This window comes from Burkholderia sp. IDO3, assembly GCF_003366075.1.
Lineage (GTDB): Bacteria > Pseudomonadota > Gammaproteobacteria > Burkholderiales > Burkholderiaceae > Burkholderia > Burkholderia anthina.
The window spans coordinates 1,720,519-1,736,452 of record NZ_CP028963.1; the positions used below are offsets into that span (position 1 = coordinate 1,720,519).

Consider the following 15,934-nt stretch of genomic DNA (forward strand, 5'->3'; position numbering starts at 1 on the left):
GTCGTTGATCGATCTATGCGGCGAGGCCCGCAGCGTGCGGGAAAGTACTGCCGGTGCGCCCGGCCTGTACCCATGGAACCGCACGCGCGACGGCAAGGGCGATGCGTTCCGAGAGTGCCGGATTCGAGATGGCATAGCCGTCGAAGTCGGATTCCGATGCATATACGCCGATGGGCAGCGTGCGTGCCTGGAAGAAACTGAAGAGCGGGCGCAACTGATGGTCGATCACCAGCGCATGGCGCTCGCTGCCGCCCGTCGCGGCAAGCAGAACGGGAACGTCGATCAGGGCTTCGTGGTGGACGAGATCGAAGAGATGCTTGAAGAGCCCGGTGAACGATGCACGGTAGACCGGGCTCGCCACGACCAGCAGATCCGCGGCTTCGATCGCCTTGACGTGCGCCTCGACGTCCGCGGGCAACTGGCCGCGGTGCAGCGCACCTGCGAGGCGCGGACCAATTTCGCCGAGTTCGACGAGATGCGTTTCGATCGACACGGCATCGCCTAGCGTCGCCAGCAATTGCTCGACGAGGACCAGGGTGCGCGAAGGACGTTGCAGTCCGCCGGAGACGGCGACTACGTTTAATCGGTGGCTCATTTGGAACGACCTTTTCCCGGGATTGAAAATTAATCTGCAATGCAACCTATCAAGCGAATACCGTGCCATCGCGTCAATCGGCTTATTCCTTTCCGCGAAAACGGAACCTGGTTTCTGCATAACCGCTTCGAGCCGTTGATCTATCGATTTGCAGCGCCCCTTTCCGGCTCATATCGTCGACGGCTGGAACCATATGCGCTTTCGAGATGTTGCTGAGGCAGCAAAGCTGCCTCGGCGTTGCTGCCGTAAAGGCAGCGCTGCTGCTCGCCAAAAAATGGATTGGGGCGGGTATCGCGTCCGCTTACGAGTAGAAGGTTGGAACCGGGATGCGTTCATTCAGCGCCCAGTCGCCTAGTTCACGGATCTTGTAGTCGACCGGATCATGCAGGGTGTGAACCCTGAGATTGCGCCAGTAGCGATCGAGCCGTAAGGCAGCGGTGGTCGCGCGAGCGCCGGTGACTTCGAACATGCGGCTGGTCACGTCGAGGCTCGCGCGCGCCGTGGCGACCTTCGCCGCCGCTACCGCGATGGCGACCCGTCCGCGTTCGTTTTCCGTCAGCGACGTGCCGCGACGCCACGCGTCGTCAAAGGCGACGGCAGCCCGCTCCATCAACGCGCGTGCACCTTCCAGCGCCAGCCAGAAGTCGCCGTAGTGGCCGAGCACATAGAGGTCTTCGTTAGCGCTTGCCGCGGGCGAGGCTATCCACGGGCGAGCGCTTTTGATCGTGAATTCGCGTGCTTCGCGCAACGCGCCTTCGCCGAGTCCGAGATAGATGCTGGCCAGAATCAACTGGGCGAGCAGGGGGCGGAGGCAGGCGAACGGCGTCGACAGCGGACCCGGATCGGTCAGCAATTCATCGGCCGAAACCGCGACGTTGTCGAAGATCACGGTGCCACTGTCAGTCTGGCGTTGCCCCATATTGTCCCAGTCGCCCAGCACCGTGATGCCTTCGCGGGACGTCGGAATCACGCCGATCAGGAGACGGCCGTTAGTCTCGAAGGCGGAGGCGAGCAGGATGTCGGAGTCGCTTGCGCCGGAGCAAAAGCTCTTGCGTCCGGAGAACGTGTAGCTTCCGGCCGGCGCGAGCGCGGCGGGCGTTGCTACCGATCCCTTGTCGAGGGGATTGAGCGCGTTGCCCCAGAACCAGCGTTGCTCGACGGTCTGTTCGAGCCAGGGCTGCCACTGTGCGGGCTTGCCGAAAAGGCGCGTGGTCGCCAGCAGAAGGTGATGGAACGCGAAGAGGTGGGCCATCGAGCTGTCGATCTGTGCCAGGCGACGAACCACGTCGAGTGTCGATTGCCAGTCCGCGCCCCAGCCGCCCAGATCCTTCGGAACGCTGAGTTTCAGCAACCCGCTTGCGCGTAACAGCCTGCGCTCTTCGATGGCGGTGCCGCCGGCCTGATCTCGCGCGATTGCCGTCTGCGCCAGCGCGCGGACGACCGTTTCCACCGGTTCGTCCCACGGCCCAACGTCTTTTTCATTCGAGTGAAGTGTCATGCTTTCGCCTTCTCGTGTTCGACATCGTGTTGGGGCGGCACGATGTCGTTTGCGATCACCTCGCCGAATGGACCCGTCAGATTGATCTGTCCGGACGGTCGTGTCTTCTCCAGGGGCAGCAACGGGAACAGCAATTCGGCGACGCGATAGGCCTCTTCGAGATGCGGATAGCCCGAGAAAATAAAGGTTTCGATTCCTAACGCCGCGTATTCCTTGATGCGTGCGGCGACTTCTTCCGGGTTGCCGACCAGCGCGGTACCGGCACCGCCGCGCACGAGCCCGACGCCGGCCCAAAGATTCGGCGACACCTCCAGCTGGTCGCGCCGTCCACCGTGCAAGGCCGCCATGCGCTGCTGGCCCACCGAGTCGAAACGAGAGAAGGCCTTTTGCGCAGCGGCAATCGTGTCGTCAGTGACAAACGAAATCAGTTCGTCCGCCGCCTGCCAGGCGGCTTCGCTCGTCTCGCGCACGATCACGTGCAGGCGGATGCCGAAGCGCAGGGTCCGCCCGTGTTTCGCCGCAGCGGCGCGCGCCTTTGCGATCTTGTCGGCGACGTCGGCTGGCGGTTCGCCCCACGTAAGATAGACGTCGACCTGTTCGCCGGCCAGTTCGATGGCCGGATCCGACGATCCGCCGAACCAGAGCGGCGGGTAGGGCTTCTGCACCGGCAGATAGAGCGACTTCGCATTCTCGACGCGCAGATGTTTGCCGCTCTGATTGACCGTTTCGCCCGAGGCGACGCCACGCCAGATGCGCAGGAATTCGTCGGTGAGTTCGTAACGCTCGGTATGCGAGAGAAAGCTGCCGTCGCCATGCTGCTCATCCGGATCGCCGCCCGTCACGACGTTGATGAGCAGGCGTCCGTTGGAGAACCGGTCGAGGGTTGCTGCCTGGCGAGCAGAAACGGTCGGGGAAATCACGCCGGGCCGGATCGCCACCAGGAATTTCAGGCGTTCCGTGAAGGGCATCAGCGAGGAAGCGACGATCCAGGCGTCCTCGCACGAGCGGCCGGTGGGAATCAGAACGCCTTCAAAGCCAAGTTCGTCGGCTGCCTGAGCGATCTGTCGAAGATAGTGGTGATTGACGGTGCGAGCGCCGCGAGCGGTGCCTAGATAGCGGCTATCGCCATGAGTGGGAAGAAACCAGAAGAGTTGCATGAGCAGTGCACGAGATGGTCGACGGACCCACACTTACGCACAGGCTGTGCCAGACACAACTTCTCGGGCGCGAGTCAGGCCTGTGGCGCGAGGGTATCGAAGCCCGGAGGGGCGCGGAGGCGGTCCGCACGGCACCGCGTCTGCTGATTGAGCAGCAGTGCTCAAGCAGTGCGTTGCTGTCTGGGCAGCATCGACACGGGCGTTGCTGCCAAAGAAGCAGTCCGACTTTGGTTATCACAAGAAAATCAATCGGAAATGCGCGGACATGGTCAGAATATGGCTCTGAGCGAGCAGGTTTGATCCTGATCAACATCGAACGCGTGGCTGTGCGCCGGGAACGGCCGGTGGCCGCACATCACGTTTCGCGCAGCGAGCGTCCTTGCCTTCCATGACTCCAATGACTGTCCTGCCAGATGTTTCCGCGTCCTTGCTGGAACCGCAGATCGCGGCGCCGACGGCCGTATCGCCGCAGCAGGTCGCACGCCGGCTGGCATCGATCTTCGCTCTCAGTGCGGCCGAACGGGACGCCCAGGGCGGCACGCCAAAGGCGGAGCGGGACGCCTTCCGCACAAGCGGCCTGCTCGCGCTGAGTATTCCGGCGGAGTATGGCGGCCTCGGCTCCAACTGGCGGGAGACGCTCGATATCGTGCGCACCATCGGGCGAGCGGACAGTTCGTTGGGGCACGTGTTCGGCTTTCACCATCTGATGCTGGCCACGGTCCGCCTGTTCGGTTCGCCGCTGCAGTGGGAAGCATGGTATGAGCAAACCGCCCGCCGGCAGTGGTTTTGGGGCAATGCGCTGAACCCGCTCGATGAGCGCGCGGTGAGCCGCTCGCGTGGCGACTGGCGGGAATTCAGCGGGCAGAAAAGCTTTTGCTCGGGCGCACTCGATTCCGAGATGCTGATCGCGTCGGCGCGTGACGCCGCGAACGGCACGCTGCTCGTTGCCGCGATTCCCACCGGACGCTCGGGCGTTTCCGTGGCCCAGGACTGGGACAATTTCGGTCAGCGCCAGACGGACAGCGGGACGGTGACGTTCAAAAGAGTCCGCGTGGAGAACCATGAAGTCCTGACCGAACCCGGTCCGCTATCGACCCCGTTCGCGTGTCTGCGACCGGTGCTCGCGCAACTGATTCTGGCCAACATCTATCTGGGCATCGGCGAGAGTGCGTTCAACGATGCACGCCATTACACGCTGCATGAATCGCGTCCCTGGCATGCCGCGAAAGTCGGGGCAACCGATGAGGATCCCTATGTACTTGGGCAATACGGTGAATTCTGGGTGGGTTTGGAGTCGGCGCGCGTGTTGACCGATCGTGCGGCAGACCATCTCGACGCGGCCTGGGCGTGCGGCGAGGCGCTCACCGAGGCCGGGCGCGGTGAGGCCGCACTCGCGGCGGCGACGGCCAGAGTGGCCGCCGCCGAGGCGGGGCTCAACATCTGTACGCGCATGTTCGACGTCGCCGGGGCACGTGCGACCCATGGCGCGCTGCGGCTCGACCGGCATTGGCGGAACTTGCGCACGCACACGCTGCACGACCCGCTCGCCTACAAGCTCCGGGAAATCGGCGAGTGGGCGCTCAAGCAACGATATCCGACGCCAGGCTTTTACTCATGAATCCTCCTCTCGATGATGTGTTGTCCGAGCGTGCAGACGCAGCGTCCGCGGCATCGCCGCCGTTGCTGACGCTACCCGACAAGCGCTCGCTAACGACGTCCATTCGCGCCAGCGCGCAGGTTTTTACGGACCCGCGCTCGCAGGCGCTCCTCGACCGCATCCGCATGGTGGCGCCAAGCGATGCCAACGTACTCGTGATCGGTGAGACGGGGACGGGCAAGGAACTGGTTGCACGCCACGTGCACAATCTCAGCAACCGTAAGAAAGGGCCATTCGTGGCGGTCAATTGCGGTGCGTTTTCGGAGTCGCTGGTCGAGAGCGAGTTGTTCGGCCATGAGAAGGGGGCGTTCACCGGTGCGTTCTCGACGAAGCCGGGATGGTTCGAGGCCGCCAACGGCGGCACGCTGTTTCTTGACGAGATCGGCGACTTGCCGCTCTCGATGCAGGTCAAGCTGTTGCGTGTATTGCAGGAGCGCGAGATCGTCCGGCTCGGGGCGCGCAGGAGCATCTCCATCGATGTCCGTGTACTGGCCGCGACGAACGTGCATTTACAGGACGCAGTGGTGGCAGGGCATTTTCGCGAGGATCTGTTCTACCGCCTGAACGTCGTGCATCTCGTCGTACCGACATTGCGCGATCGACCCGGCGATATTCTGCCGTTGGCGAGGTACTTCATCGAGGAGTACAGAAGCCGGCTCGGCTACGGGCCGGTCGATATCGAGCCGCGCGCGGAGCGAAAACTGCTTGAGCACAGCTGGCCCGGCAACATTCGCGAACTGGAGAACGTGATTCACTACGCGTTGCTGGTATGCCGCAGCGAATCGCTTAGCGAGAACGATTTGCAGATGTCATCGTTCGGCATTCAGTGCGCTCCCCGTTCCAGCGCTGAGCTGATGCATGCCACGCCGCTCGAAGGACTCGAAAACGCACTGCGCAATCTGTTCGACAAGGGGGACGGCAACCTCTTCGAGCAGATCGAGGACGCTGCAATGCGAGTGGCTTTCAACTTTTGCCATCGCAATCAGATACAGACCGCACGATTGCTGGGCATTAGCCGGAATGTGCTGCGCGCGCGGTTGATCAGGGCAAAACAGATTTCGGCCCAGAAATAGGAGGGCAGCGGGCCATCGCTTGATCGATGGCCCGCATGGCTTCCCGGCTCAACCGGCCTTGGCGCCGTTGCCGATCTGCCAGACGTAGGGAGGTTCGGTCCCGTTGATTTCCCAATCGCCTACGATTCGCTCCTTATAGATCAACGGATTGTGCGACGCGGCGGTCCGCGCATTGCGCCAGTGGCGATCAAGCAACTTGCTTTCGCTGATTCCCGATGCGCCGAGGGCGTTGAACAGGTCGGTGGTGGCCTGCAGGATCAGGTCTGCCACGACGATCTGCGCCTTTGCCGACTCGATTTCCGCCGCGACGTTGGCTGCATTTTCGGCGATGCGGTCGTTGCCGAAGCGGGTTTCGTACGCCCGTTGCGACGGTTCGGCGGCGCGCACCGCGGTTGCTTCGGCCGCATAGACGCGCGCGGCGATCTTGCCCACTACCTGCTGGACCTGCGCATCCTGACTGACCCGCGGCGCGTTGCCGTGGCTGTACACCCGCGTTCGTCGGCGTACCTCATGCGAGATGTCGCGCAGCGCAGCGCGTCCGGTTCCCGCGATGACGGCGATCAGGACGAGCTGATAGAACGCGGTCTGATATTTGAAGCGCGTCGAAAAGTCGATGATGTTTTCTTCGTCCAGGCGCGCGTTTTCGAATACCGATGTGCCGCTGCCCGTGGTGCGCTGGCCGAAACCGTCCCAGTCGTCGCTCTGCCTGACGCCGGGCTGGCGAGTGCTGACCGCCGCGATGACGTCGGCGCCGTCGTCGTCGCGCTGCGCGTAGACGTCGATCCAGTCGGCAAAGATGCTGCCGGTGCTGTAGTACTTCGTGCCGTTCAGGACCCACGCATCGTTCTGGCGCGACACGCGCGTGATGACTTCGCCGAGCTTGACGGCGCCGATTTCGGTCCATGCGTTTCCGACGATCTCGCCTGCCACGAATCGCTTCAGCCACTTGTCGCGCGCGGCGTCCGGTACTGCGTTGATCCTGTCCTCGACGAAAGCGAAGTGACCGCGCAATGCCTGGGGCAGGCTGGAGTCGGCTTCCGCCAGTTCAATCAGCAGCCGGACCAACTGTGGGAGCGAGGCCCCGGCGCCTCCGTGCTCGACAGGTACGCGGACCGCGCCGAATCCCGCTTCCTTCAGCCATGAGATCTGCTCGTAGGGGAGTGCCCGGTTGCGTTCGCGTTCTACCGCACCTTCCGCGATGCGATCGAAGATGGGCCGGAATTTCGCGGCCAGGCGTTCATAGTCGGTCCCGTGGGAGAGCGACAGGTGTTCGGGCGGGGTCTGTGATGTCATGCGCTTACCCTTCAGTGATGGAAGTAGGGAAATCCGATCGGCCTGCGATCTTTTCCATCAAGGTGAAACGCACGAGTCGTGCCAGCGGGGACATGTCGGTTTGCGGGCCGGAAGGACATGGATAGCCACGGTGACTTGCTGGATGGGCAGCATCTTGTTGATCGCGTGCTGTCTGGCCAGCATCGGGGCAACGAACGCCGGGCACCGTATGGATGTCCGTGGGCCTGGAGCGCCGGCGAGTGTGTCTGCCGGTTCCTTTCATCATCTCTGACCGGCGACTTGCTTCCGCTTGTATCGCTCGGCGGCTGAACGAAAGAGCTTCTCCCCAGTTTCCTTCGAGCGCTTTTTGGCGGTGCGCCGATGGTGACCGGGGTCCGGGCCGTGGGGCAGTCGGGTCCGCGCCGTAGACGTCAGCTCGCGGGCATCCTGAAGGGAAAGCGCGGGGCCAGGTATCGAACGAGATCCGCCGCTGTTTCCCGGCGAAGCTGTACCGGAAATGCCAGGCTGTGGGGCCGTCGGCGGCGCAAAGAGGAACGGGCCGCTGCCGTCTTTGAGCGTGTAGGCACGGCTGGCCGGCTTGGCCAGTTGAACCTGTCGGGCAGCCGGAAACATGGAGTACATCCAGTCGGCTCGAACTTTCGACGTGCTGCCCGGTGTACTGCCTTTGACACGCGCTTCAGCTGGATGACGATGGGACGAAAAAAGCAAAAAACCCCGCGGAGACAAGGCTTTGCGGGGTTTTGCTGGACTGCGTTGTACTGCTCTAAACAGCTTTATGGTGCCCAGGAGAGGACTCGAACCTCCACGATGTTGCCACCGCTAGGACCTGAACCTAGTGCGTCTACCAATTCCGCCACCTGGGCACGTTTCGCTTGCTGCGATGCGAAGACGGCTATTATAGCGTGTCTGAAGAGGCTGTCAACACAATTTCTTCGATGGCGATAAAAATATCGCGCATTGCGTGTTCCCGGCCTCAGGCGCCGACCGGATCCGCGCGCTTCGACGTGAAATTCCAGCGCAGCGCTTCGCGCGTATCGACGCGGGCAGGCAGGAGGCCGGCCGCGAGGAACGTATCGGCGATCTTCTGCTGCTCCCCGAAGTTTTGTGCGACCACGGCGCGGACGAGATAGCTGCGTCGTGCGTTGGCACGCTCGATCGTCGTTGCGTCGAGCCCCCAGATCGGCGCGAGCGTATTGGCCGCTTCCTGCGGATGCGCGCGCAGCCATGCGCCGGCCTGCGACAACTGGTCGAACGCGATCTGAATGACGTCGGGGCGGGCGGCTGCAAAGCTGCTCGATGCGAGGTAATAGCGCTGGTATGAAGCGAGCCCGCTGCCGTCGGCCAGAATCCGCACGTCCGGATTCGAGTCGACCGACGCGACATAGGGATCCCACGTGATCCACGCATCGACGCTGCCGCGCTCGAACGCCGCACGGCCATCGGCCGGCGTCAGGTAGTGGATCGCCGTGTCGGCGGGGGCGAGCTTCGTGCGTGCGAGTGCGGCGAGCAGCAGGTAGTGGCTGCCGGCGGCCTTCGTGACGGCGATGCGCTTGCCCTTCAGATCGGCGAGCGTCTGCAGCGTGCTGTCTTTCTTGACGATGATGGCCTGTGCCTTCGGCGACGGCGCTTCCTGAGCCACGTACACGAAACGTGCATGCGCGGCCTGGGCGAATACGGGTACCGTGTCGGCCACGTCGGCGCTGAAATCGACGGCGCCGACGTTGAGTGCTTCGGTCAGCGGCAAGCCGCTCGCGAATTCATGCCATGACACGCGCAGCCCGAGCGGCGCCAGCGATTGCTCGAGCGTGCCGCGCGTCTTGAGCAGCGTGATGAGCGTCGACGATTTCTGGTATCCGATGCGCAGCGCGGAAGGCGTGCTCTCGGCGTGCGCCCGGATGCCTGCGGCGCTCAGGCCTGCGGCCAATATCGCGCGCGTGAACGCACGGCGGTTCATCGACGCCATGGATGGTGCTCCTCGTTGGGTTCGTTGCAAACAAGGCGGCTAACGTACCAACGGGGAGGGCGATCGATAAACGATTAATTCTGCTATCGATCGGAATGGCCGGCATAAGGGAAGCCGGTGCACGCGATGTGCGACTCGAAATGAAAAAGGCCGGCTGAAAGCCGGCCTTTTTAAAAACAGATGGTGCCCAGGAGAGGACTCGAACCTCCACGATGTTGCCACCGCTAGGACCTGAACCTAGTGCGTCTACCAATTCCGCCACCTGGGCACGTTTTGCAGTAGCTGCTTGCTGCAAAGAAGCGAAATTATAGCGCCCCAATTATGCGTGTCAACACTTTTTTGCGATGGACCGCAAACGGGCTGCCGAGGCGCCTGCACGCGGCATTCGCGTCATTTGGCAACACAGGCGGGTGATAGAATGATCCGCCGCCGTCACTATAGAACTGTCTGACGGACACTTCTATGTTGATGCCGTGCACCATCAGTCAACGCAACGAGAACAATCATCGACAAACCCTTGAGCAAATATCCGTACCCCATTCCGAGCCGTGAAGAAATTCTCGGCGTGCTGCGTACGAGCGACGCGCCGCTGGCCGCCAACGATATCGCCGAAGCGCTGTCGATCAAGCGTCAGGAGCGCGAGGGGTTCTTCCGGCGTGTCGCCGCGATGGAACGCGACGGCCAGATTCGCCTCGACAAGCGCGGTCACTACCAGCTCACCCATCCGTCGAACTTCGTTGCCGGTCGCGTGCAGGGGCACCGCGACGGCTACGGGTTCGTGATCCGCGACGACGGCCAGGACGATCTGTTTTTGCCGAACGGCGAAATGCAGAAGGTCATGCATGGCGATCGCGTGCTCGCGCGGATCGTCGGCTACGATCGCCGCGGCCGTCCCGAAGGGCACGTCGTCGAAGTCACCGAACGCGCGAACAAGCGCGTGATCGGTCGCCTGCTCAATGAAAACGGCGCGCTGATCGTCGCTCCCGAAGACAAGCGCATCGGCCACGACATCCTGATCACGCAGAACGTGAAGAAGGCGAAGGTCGGGCAGGTCGTCGTCGTCGAGCTGACCGATTTCCCGAGCCGCCATTCGCAGCCGCTCGGCCGCGTCGTCGAGGTGCTGGGCGACATCGATGATCCGGGCATGGAAATCGAGATCGCGGTGCGCAAGTACGGCGTGCCGCACGAATTCAGCCAGCCGGCGCTCGACGAAGCCGCCGCGCTGCCGGACAAGGTACGCCCGGCCGATCTGCGTTTCCGCGTCGACCTGCGCGACGTGCCGCTCGTGACGATCGACGGCGAGGACGCGCGCGACTTCGACGACGCCGTCTACTGCGAGCCCGTCAAGGTCGGTCGTGGCGACGGTTTCCGCCTGATCGTCGCGATCGCCGACGTTTCGCACTACGTGCAACCGGGCAGCGGCCTCGACGCCGACGCGCTCGAACGCAGCACGTCGGTCTACTTCCCGCGCCGCGTGATCCCGATGCTGCCGGAGAAACTGTCGAACGGCCTCTGTTCGCTGAATCCGCAGGTCGACCGTTGCGTGCTCGCGTGCGACATGGTGATTACCGCGCGCGGCGAGATCAAGGCTTACCAGTTCTATCCGGCGGTGATCCACTCGGCCGCGCGTCTGACGTACACCGAAGTCGCGGCCGTGCTGTCGAACACGAAGGGGCCGGAGGCCGCGCGTCGCGCGGACCTGCTGCCGCAGCTGCAGGACCTGTACGGCGTCTACAAGGCACTGTTCGCCGCGCGGCAGAAGCGCGGCGCGATCGACTTCGACACGACCGAGACGTACATCGTCTGCAACTCGCAGGGCAAGATCGAGCAGATCGTCCCGCGTCAGCGCAACGACGCACACAAGCTGATCGAGGAGTGCATGCTGGCCGCGAACGTCTGCGCGGCCGACTTCCTCAAGCGCAACAAGCATCCGGGCCTGTACCGCGTGCACGCGGGGCCGACGCCGGAGAAGCTCGAGAACCTGCGCGCGTTCCTGCGCGGCATGGGTCTGTCGCTCGGCGGCGGCGACAAGCCGCATGCGAGCGATTACGCGGCGCTGATGGCGCAGATTCGCGACCGGCCCGATGCGCAGATGCTGCAGCCGATGCTGCTGCGCTCGATGCAGCAGGCCGTCTACAGCCCGGACAACATCGGCCACTTCGGTCTCGCCTACGAGGCGTACGCGCACTTCACGAGCCCGATCCGCCGTTATCCCGACCTGCTCACGCACCGCGCGATCTACGCGATCCTGTCGGGCAGGAAATACACGCCGAAGGCGCCGGACGGCTTCGAGCTGAACACCGCGCTGTCGCCGCGCGCCCGCGCGATGCAGCAGGCCGACGACGAATCGCGCGGCCGGTCGCGCTCGAACACGGCGATCTGGGAAGAGCTCGGGCTGCATTGCTCGGCAAACGAGCGGCGTGCCGATGAGGCGTCGCGCGACGTCGAAGCGTGGCTCAAGTGCTACTTCATGCGCGACAAGCTCGGCGAGGAGTACGGCGGGATGGTGAACGGCGTCACGTCGTTCGGCATCTTCGTGCAGCTCGACACGCTCTTCATCGAAGGCCTCGTGCACGTCACGGAACTCGGCTCGGACTACTTCCAGTACGACGAGATCAAGAACGAGCTGCGCGGCGAGCGTACGGGCATCCGTTATCGCCTGTCGGATCGCGTGCGCGTGCAGGTGAGCCGCGTCGACCTCGACGCGCGCAAGATCGACTTCCGCCTCGTGCGCGACACGCCGGTGAAGGCGCCGCGCCCGACACCGGCGCCGGCTGTCGCCGGCAACGATCGTGGCGGTCCGCGCGTGCGCGCGTTGCCGCCGGCGGAGGACGCCGCGCCGCGTCGCAAGAAGGCGGCAAGCGCGCCGACCGTCGCGGTGAAGGAAGCGCGTGCCGCGCGTGCAGCGAAGAAGAAGGGCGGCACGGTGGCGAAGACGGCCGCGAAGAAGCCGCACGCGCGCAAGAAGTATTGAGCGTTCGGGGCGGCGCGAAGCGCGCGCCCTTGCAGGTACGCCCTTGCAGTATCGAGAGACGCCGCGTTCTACCGGTCACCGGCCGGCAGCGCGGCGCTTTCCTTTTCCATGAACCGCGGCTGCGCGCGTTGCGCGGCCGCACGTTTGATCGAAGGTTGTTCCAGTCATGTCACGTCTGAAGGTTCTTTACGGTTTTCATGCGGTGACCGCACGCTTGCGGCACGATGCATCGACGGTTGCGGAGGTGCTGTACGACCAGACGCGCCGCGACCGCCGCATGCAGGACTTCCTGCACGCCGCGAAGGAAGCGGGCGTGCGGCTGATCGCGGCCGACGAAACGCGCCTGTGGGGTCTCGCGCATACCGAGCGCCATCAGGGCGTCGTCGCGCGCGTCGAGGACGTTCCGCTCGCGCAGAACCTGTCCGAGCTGCTCGACGGCATCCAGGGCCCGGCGCTGCTGCTGGTGCTCGACGGTGTCACCGATCCGCACAACCTGGGCGCATGCCTGCGGGTCGCCGATTCGGCCGGCGCGCACGCGGTGATCGCGCCGCGCGATCGCGCGGTCGGCCTGAACGCGACGGCTGCGAAGGTCGCGAGCGGCGCGGCCGACACGGTGCCGTACATCACGGTGACGAACCTCGCCCGCGCGCTGCGCGAGTTGAAGGAAGCGGGCGTGTGGATCATCGGCACGTCGGACGAAGCGTCGGCGACGCTGTACGAAACGAAGCTCGACGGCCCGGTCGCGCTCGTGATGGGTGCGGAAGGCGAAGGCATGCGCCGGCTCACGCGCGACACCTGCGACGAAGTGATGAGCATCCCGATGGCCGGCAGCGTGGAAAGCCTGAACGTGTCGGTTGCCAGCGGCGTGTGCCTGTATGAAGCGGTGCGGCAGCGACGCGTGAAGGGCTGATGCGCGCGGCCCGGCGCGATGCGCGGGCCGCCATGACCCGAACGACGTGCGCTGCGATCGCGCGCGGCACACGGCTCCCCCGGACGCGCGAACCATGACCCTGTTCCGTCTCGGCGCATCGTGCGCCGTTCTCGGCCTGCTGGCCGCCTGCACGTCGCCGTCGCTGGTCGAGCGCGGCACCTACTACGCCGACACGAGCCTGCACGCGCGCGGCGCCGATTCGCGCATCCGCTTTCTCGTGATGCATTACACCGAAAGCGACGAAGCGAAATCGCTGCGCACGCTGACGGGCGATTCGGTCAGCGTGCATTACGTCATCCCGCCGCAGCCGCGCATCGAACACGGGATGCCGGTCGTCTACCAGCTCGTTCCGGAAGCGAAGCGCGCGTGGCATGCCGGCGTCAGCGAGTGGCAGGGCACGACCGAACTGAACGCGGCGTCGATCGGCATCGAGAACGTGAACCGCGGCCCGCTCGATCCGGAGAATCGCACGTGGCAGCCGTATCCGCCTGCCCAGGTCGATGCGCTGATCCGGCTGTCGAAGGACATCGTCACGCGCTACGCGATTCCGCCGACGCGCGTGGTCGGGCACAGCGACATCGCGCCGCAACGCAAGATCGATCCGGGCCCGCTGTTCCCGTGGCATGCGCTCGCGCAGGCCGGCGTCGGCGCGTGGCCGGACGACGCGACCGTCGCCGCACGGCTCGCGGGTCGGGATCCGCACGCGCTCGTCGACGTGCGCGAGTTGCAGCTCAAGCTCGCGCGCTACGGCTACGACGTGCCGGCCGACGGGGTGCTCGATGCGCGCACGCGGCGCGTATTCGCGGCATTCCAGATGCATTTTCGGCCGTCCGACTATGCGGGCAATCCGGATGCCGAAACCGACGCAATCGCGCAGGCATTGCTCGACAAGTATTTCCCCGGCGCGGCGCCGGCCGACGACGCAGCCGCGCCTTGCGCGCCCTGACGATCGGCGCGCAAGGCGCCGACGCAGCTGCAGCCGCCGAAAAAGCGCGGCCCGTCAGCCGAGTCCGGTAAACTGGCGGTTTTCCGCAATCCCGCAGCATTTCCTTCCCATGACTCAAGACGAACTCAAACGCCTGGTCGGCCAGGCGGCCGCCGATTATGTGATCAACAACGTGCCGGAAGGCGCGGTGATCGGCGTCGGCACCGGCTCGACCGCCAACTGCTTCATCGACGCGCTCGCCGTCGTCAAGTCGCGCTATCGCGGCGCCGTGTCGAGCTCCATCGCGACCACCGAGCGCCTGAAGTCGCACGGCATCAAGGTGTTCGACCTGAACGAGATCGAGTCGCTGCAGGTGTATGTAGACGGCGCCGACGAGATCGACGCGAGCGGCGCGATGATCAAGGGCGGCGGCGGTGCGCTGACGCGCGAGAAGATCGTCGCGTCGGTGGCCGATACGTTCGTGTGCATCGCGGATGCCAGCAAGCGCGTGCCGGTGCTCGGCGCGTTCCCGCTGCCGATCGAGGTCGTGCCGATGGCGCGCACGGCGATCGGCCGGCGCGTGACCGCGCTCGGCGGCGTGCCGGTACTGCGCGTGACGAAGGACGGCGCGCCGTACATCACCGACAACGGCAACGAAATCATCGACGTGAAGGGCCTGCAGATCGCCGACCCGCGCGGTTTCGAAGCGCAGGTAAACGCATGGCCGGGCGTGGTGACGGTCGGCCTGTTCGCCCAGCGCGGCGCGAATCTGTGCCTGCTCGGTACGGAAGCCGGTGTTGAAACGATTGTTTATTCGGCTAATTGAAAGAATTGAAATGAAATTGGCAGGTTGAATGGCACGCCATGGCGGGACGTAATCGTCCGTAACGGCTTGCATGTTCAAATCGTGTCGAAATCTCGGCCCGGCAAGCGCAGAGCGCTTCCCGGGCTTTTTTTGTGGCCTTATAAATCACCGCTTCATGAAGAGGGATAACCCTGTCAGGTGTTTACCAGATAGCGAAATATCCTCGAACTCGCCAACTTATAGATCATAAGAACAGTCGTAACCAGGGCCGGCGGAACTGCGGAGCAGGTGTTCGCAAATCGACGCACGGGGAGGTGTCATGGAGCAGGGCAAAGACCGGTCACTGGTCGCCAAAGTGATGGATGGGCTTGTCGCGGGTATCGTCGAAGACAAGTACGGCGGCATTCTGCCGCCGCAGGACGTGCTGTCGAAAGAGTTCGATGTGAGCCGTACGGTGATGCGGGAAGCATTGTCGATGTTGCTTGCGCGCGACATGCTGGACGTGCGTCCGAAAGTCGGTACGCGCGTTCGACCGATGCGCGACTGGCGCATGATCGATGAGGATGTGGTGAGCTGGCGGTTTCGCGCGAAACCCGATCCCCAGTTCATGCGCGACGTCATCGAATTCCGGATGCTGATCGAACCGCGCGCGACTGCGCAGGCGGCGGTACGTGCGACGGCCGTCGATATCGCGGGCATTCGGGAAGCGTTCGAAGCATTCAAGGTGTTGCAGCCGGGCGACCCCGGTTACGACACGGCGGACGAGCTGCTGCACACGCGGATCGTCCAGGCGAGCGGCAACCAGTTCTTCCAGCAGATGGCGGCGATCGTGCGCGGTGCAGTGCGTCTCGTGAATCCGCGCGTCGTGCAGAAGGACGGTGCGCACGACATCGCGGTGAAGGCGCATGCGCGCGTCGTCGACGCGATCGAACGGCGCGATCCGCGCGAAGCCGAAGCGGCGTCGCTCGCATTGATCGATTTCAGCGCCGACGAGATCTCGCGCGATTTCTCCGTCGACGTGCCCGTGCGCGCTTGATATCGGCGCGCATCGTCATCCGTGTTT

At 64.2% G+C, this 15,934-nt stretch carries 12 protein-coding genes and 2 tRNA genes; 7 read left to right on the forward strand and 7 right to left on the reverse strand.

Going from position 1 to position 15,934, the window contains the following annotated elements; all coding sequences use genetic code 11:
- Window positions 1-13: 13 nt before the first annotated feature.
- The 3 genes from msuE to ssuD all read right to left on the reverse strand — a co-directional run bounded on the left by msuE (window position 14) and on the right by ssuD (window position 3,250).
- A complete protein-coding gene (msuE, locus tag DCN14_RS22600; protein WP_096508312.1) occupies window positions 14-595 on the reverse strand; it encodes an FMN reductase in 582 nt (193 codons plus the stop codon).
- Between the two features lie 301 nt (window positions 596-896).
- Window positions 897-2,093 (reverse strand): acyl-CoA dehydrogenase family protein, encoded by a 1,197-nt coding sequence (locus DCN14_RS22605; protein ID WP_096508313.1) that lies wholly within the window; start codon window positions 2,091-2,093, stop codon window positions 897-899.
- Window positions 2,090-3,250, reverse strand: coding sequence for an FMNH2-dependent alkanesulfonate monooxygenase (gene ssuD, locus DCN14_RS22610; protein ID WP_096508314.1), 1,161 nt, complete (start codon window positions 3,248-3,250; stop codon window positions 2,090-2,092). Before ssuD ends, DCN14_RS22605 begins: the two co-directional genes overlap by 4 nt.
- A 397-nt stretch (window positions 3,251-3,647) precedes the next feature.
- On the opposite strand from ssuD, the gene DCN14_RS22615 reads away from it, so the two are divergent.
- Both DCN14_RS22615 and DCN14_RS22620 read left to right on the forward strand, forming a co-directional pair.
- Window positions 3,648-4,868, forward strand: a complete 1,221-nt coding sequence (locus DCN14_RS22615) for an acyl-CoA dehydrogenase family protein (RefSeq protein ID WP_096508315.1) — start codon at window positions 3,648-3,650, stop codon at window positions 4,866-4,868.
- Window positions 4,865-5,980, forward strand: a complete 1,116-nt coding sequence (locus tag DCN14_RS22620; protein WP_096508316.1) for a sigma-54 dependent transcriptional regulator — start codon at window positions 4,865-4,867, stop codon at window positions 5,978-5,980. The genes DCN14_RS22615 and DCN14_RS22620 overlap by 4 nt, the downstream gene beginning before the upstream one ends.
- A 48-nt stretch (window positions 5,981-6,028) precedes the next feature.
- Here DCN14_RS22620 and DCN14_RS22625 read toward each other — a convergent pair whose 3' ends face one another.
- The 4 genes from DCN14_RS22625 to DCN14_RS22640 all read right to left on the reverse strand — a co-directional run bounded on the left by DCN14_RS22625 (window position 6,029) and on the right by DCN14_RS22640 (window position 9,504).
- Window positions 6,029-7,273: an acyl-CoA dehydrogenase family protein gene (locus DCN14_RS22625; RefSeq protein ID WP_096508317.1), complete on the reverse strand. Its 1,245-nt coding sequence runs from the start codon at window positions 7,271-7,273 to the stop codon at window positions 6,029-6,031.
- 776 nt (window positions 7,274-8,049) lie between these two features.
- Window positions 8,050-8,136, reverse strand: a tRNA-Leu gene (locus tag DCN14_RS22630).
- A gap of 110 nt (window positions 8,137-8,246) precedes the next feature.
- A complete protein-coding gene (locus DCN14_RS22635) occupies window positions 8,247-9,236 on the reverse strand; it encodes an aliphatic sulfonate ABC transporter substrate-binding protein (protein WP_096508318.1) in 990 nt (329 codons plus the stop codon).
- 181 nt (window positions 9,237-9,417) lie between these two features.
- A tRNA-Leu gene (locus DCN14_RS22640) sits at window positions 9,418-9,504 on the reverse strand.
- A 249-nt stretch (window positions 9,505-9,753) separates the two neighbouring features.
- On the opposite strand from DCN14_RS22640, the gene rnr reads away from it, so the two are divergent.
- The 5 genes from rnr (at window position 9,754) to DCN14_RS22665 (ending at window position 15,907) form a co-directional block, all read left to right on the forward strand.
- A complete protein-coding gene (rnr, locus tag DCN14_RS22645; RefSeq protein ID WP_096508319.1) occupies window positions 9,754-12,210 on the forward strand; it encodes a ribonuclease R in 2,457 nt (818 codons plus the stop codon).
- Between the two features lie 166 nt (window positions 12,211-12,376).
- The gene (gene rlmB / locus DCN14_RS22650) at window positions 12,377-13,120 is read left to right on the forward strand and encodes a 23S rRNA (guanosine(2251)-2'-O)-methyltransferase RlmB (RefSeq protein WP_096508320.1); all 744 of its coding nucleotides are present in this window, start codon (window positions 12,377-12,379) and stop codon (window positions 13,118-13,120) included.
- Window positions 13,121-13,214: 94 nt separating this feature from the next.
- The gene (locus DCN14_RS22655) at window positions 13,215-14,087 is read left to right on the forward strand and encodes an N-acetylmuramoyl-L-alanine amidase (RefSeq protein WP_096508321.1); all 873 of its coding nucleotides are present in this window, start codon (window positions 13,215-13,217) and stop codon (window positions 14,085-14,087) included.
- Window positions 14,088-14,196: 109 nt separating this feature from the next.
- A complete protein-coding gene (gene rpiA, locus DCN14_RS22660; RefSeq protein ID WP_096508322.1) occupies window positions 14,197-14,892 on the forward strand; it encodes a ribose-5-phosphate isomerase RpiA in 696 nt (231 codons plus the stop codon).
- Between the two features lie 298 nt (window positions 14,893-15,190).
- Window positions 15,191-15,907 carry a FadR/GntR family transcriptional regulator gene (locus tag DCN14_RS22665; RefSeq protein ID WP_096508323.1) on the forward strand — a complete coding sequence of 239 codons (717 nt, stop codon included), beginning with the start codon at window positions 15,191-15,193 and terminating at the stop codon, window positions 15,905-15,907.
- Window positions 15,908-15,934: the final 27 nt, after the last annotated feature.

Coding starts and splice junctions, on each gene's coding strand:
- msuE (WP_096508312.1), bottom strand. CDS start 595: ATGAGCCACCGATTAAACGTAGTCGCCGTCTCCGGCGGACTGCAACGT.
- DCN14_RS22605 (WP_096508313.1), bottom strand. CDS start 2,093: ATGACACTTCACTCGAATGAAAAAGACGTTGGGCCGTGGGACGAACCG.
- ssuD (WP_096508314.1), bottom strand. CDS start 3,250: ATGCAACTCTTCTGGTTTCTTCCCACTCATGGCGATAGCCGCTATCTA.
- DCN14_RS22615 (WP_096508315.1), top strand. CDS start 3,648: ATGACTGTCCTGCCAGATGTTTCCGCGTCCTTGCTGGAACCGCAGATC.
- DCN14_RS22620 (WP_096508316.1), top strand. CDS start 4,865: ATGAATCCTCCTCTCGATGATGTGTTGTCCGAGCGTGCAGACGCAGCG.
- DCN14_RS22625 (WP_096508317.1), bottom strand. CDS start 7,273: ATGACATCACAGACCCCGCCCGAACACCTGTCGCTCTCCCACGGGACC.
- DCN14_RS22635 (WP_096508318.1), bottom strand. CDS start 9,236: ATGGCGTCGATGAACCGCCGTGCGTTCACGCGCGCGATATTGGCCGCA.
- rlmB (WP_096508320.1), top strand. CDS start 12,377: ATGTCACGTCTGAAGGTTCTTTACGGTTTTCATGCGGTGACCGCACGC.
- DCN14_RS22655 (WP_096508321.1), top strand. CDS start 13,215: ATGACCCTGTTCCGTCTCGGCGCATCGTGCGCCGTTCTCGGCCTGCTG.
- rpiA (WP_096508322.1), top strand. CDS start 14,197: ATGACTCAAGACGAACTCAAACGCCTGGTCGGCCAGGCGGCCGCCGAT.
- DCN14_RS22665 (WP_096508323.1), top strand. CDS start 15,191: ATGGAGCAGGGCAAAGACCGGTCACTGGTCGCCAAAGTGATGGATGGG.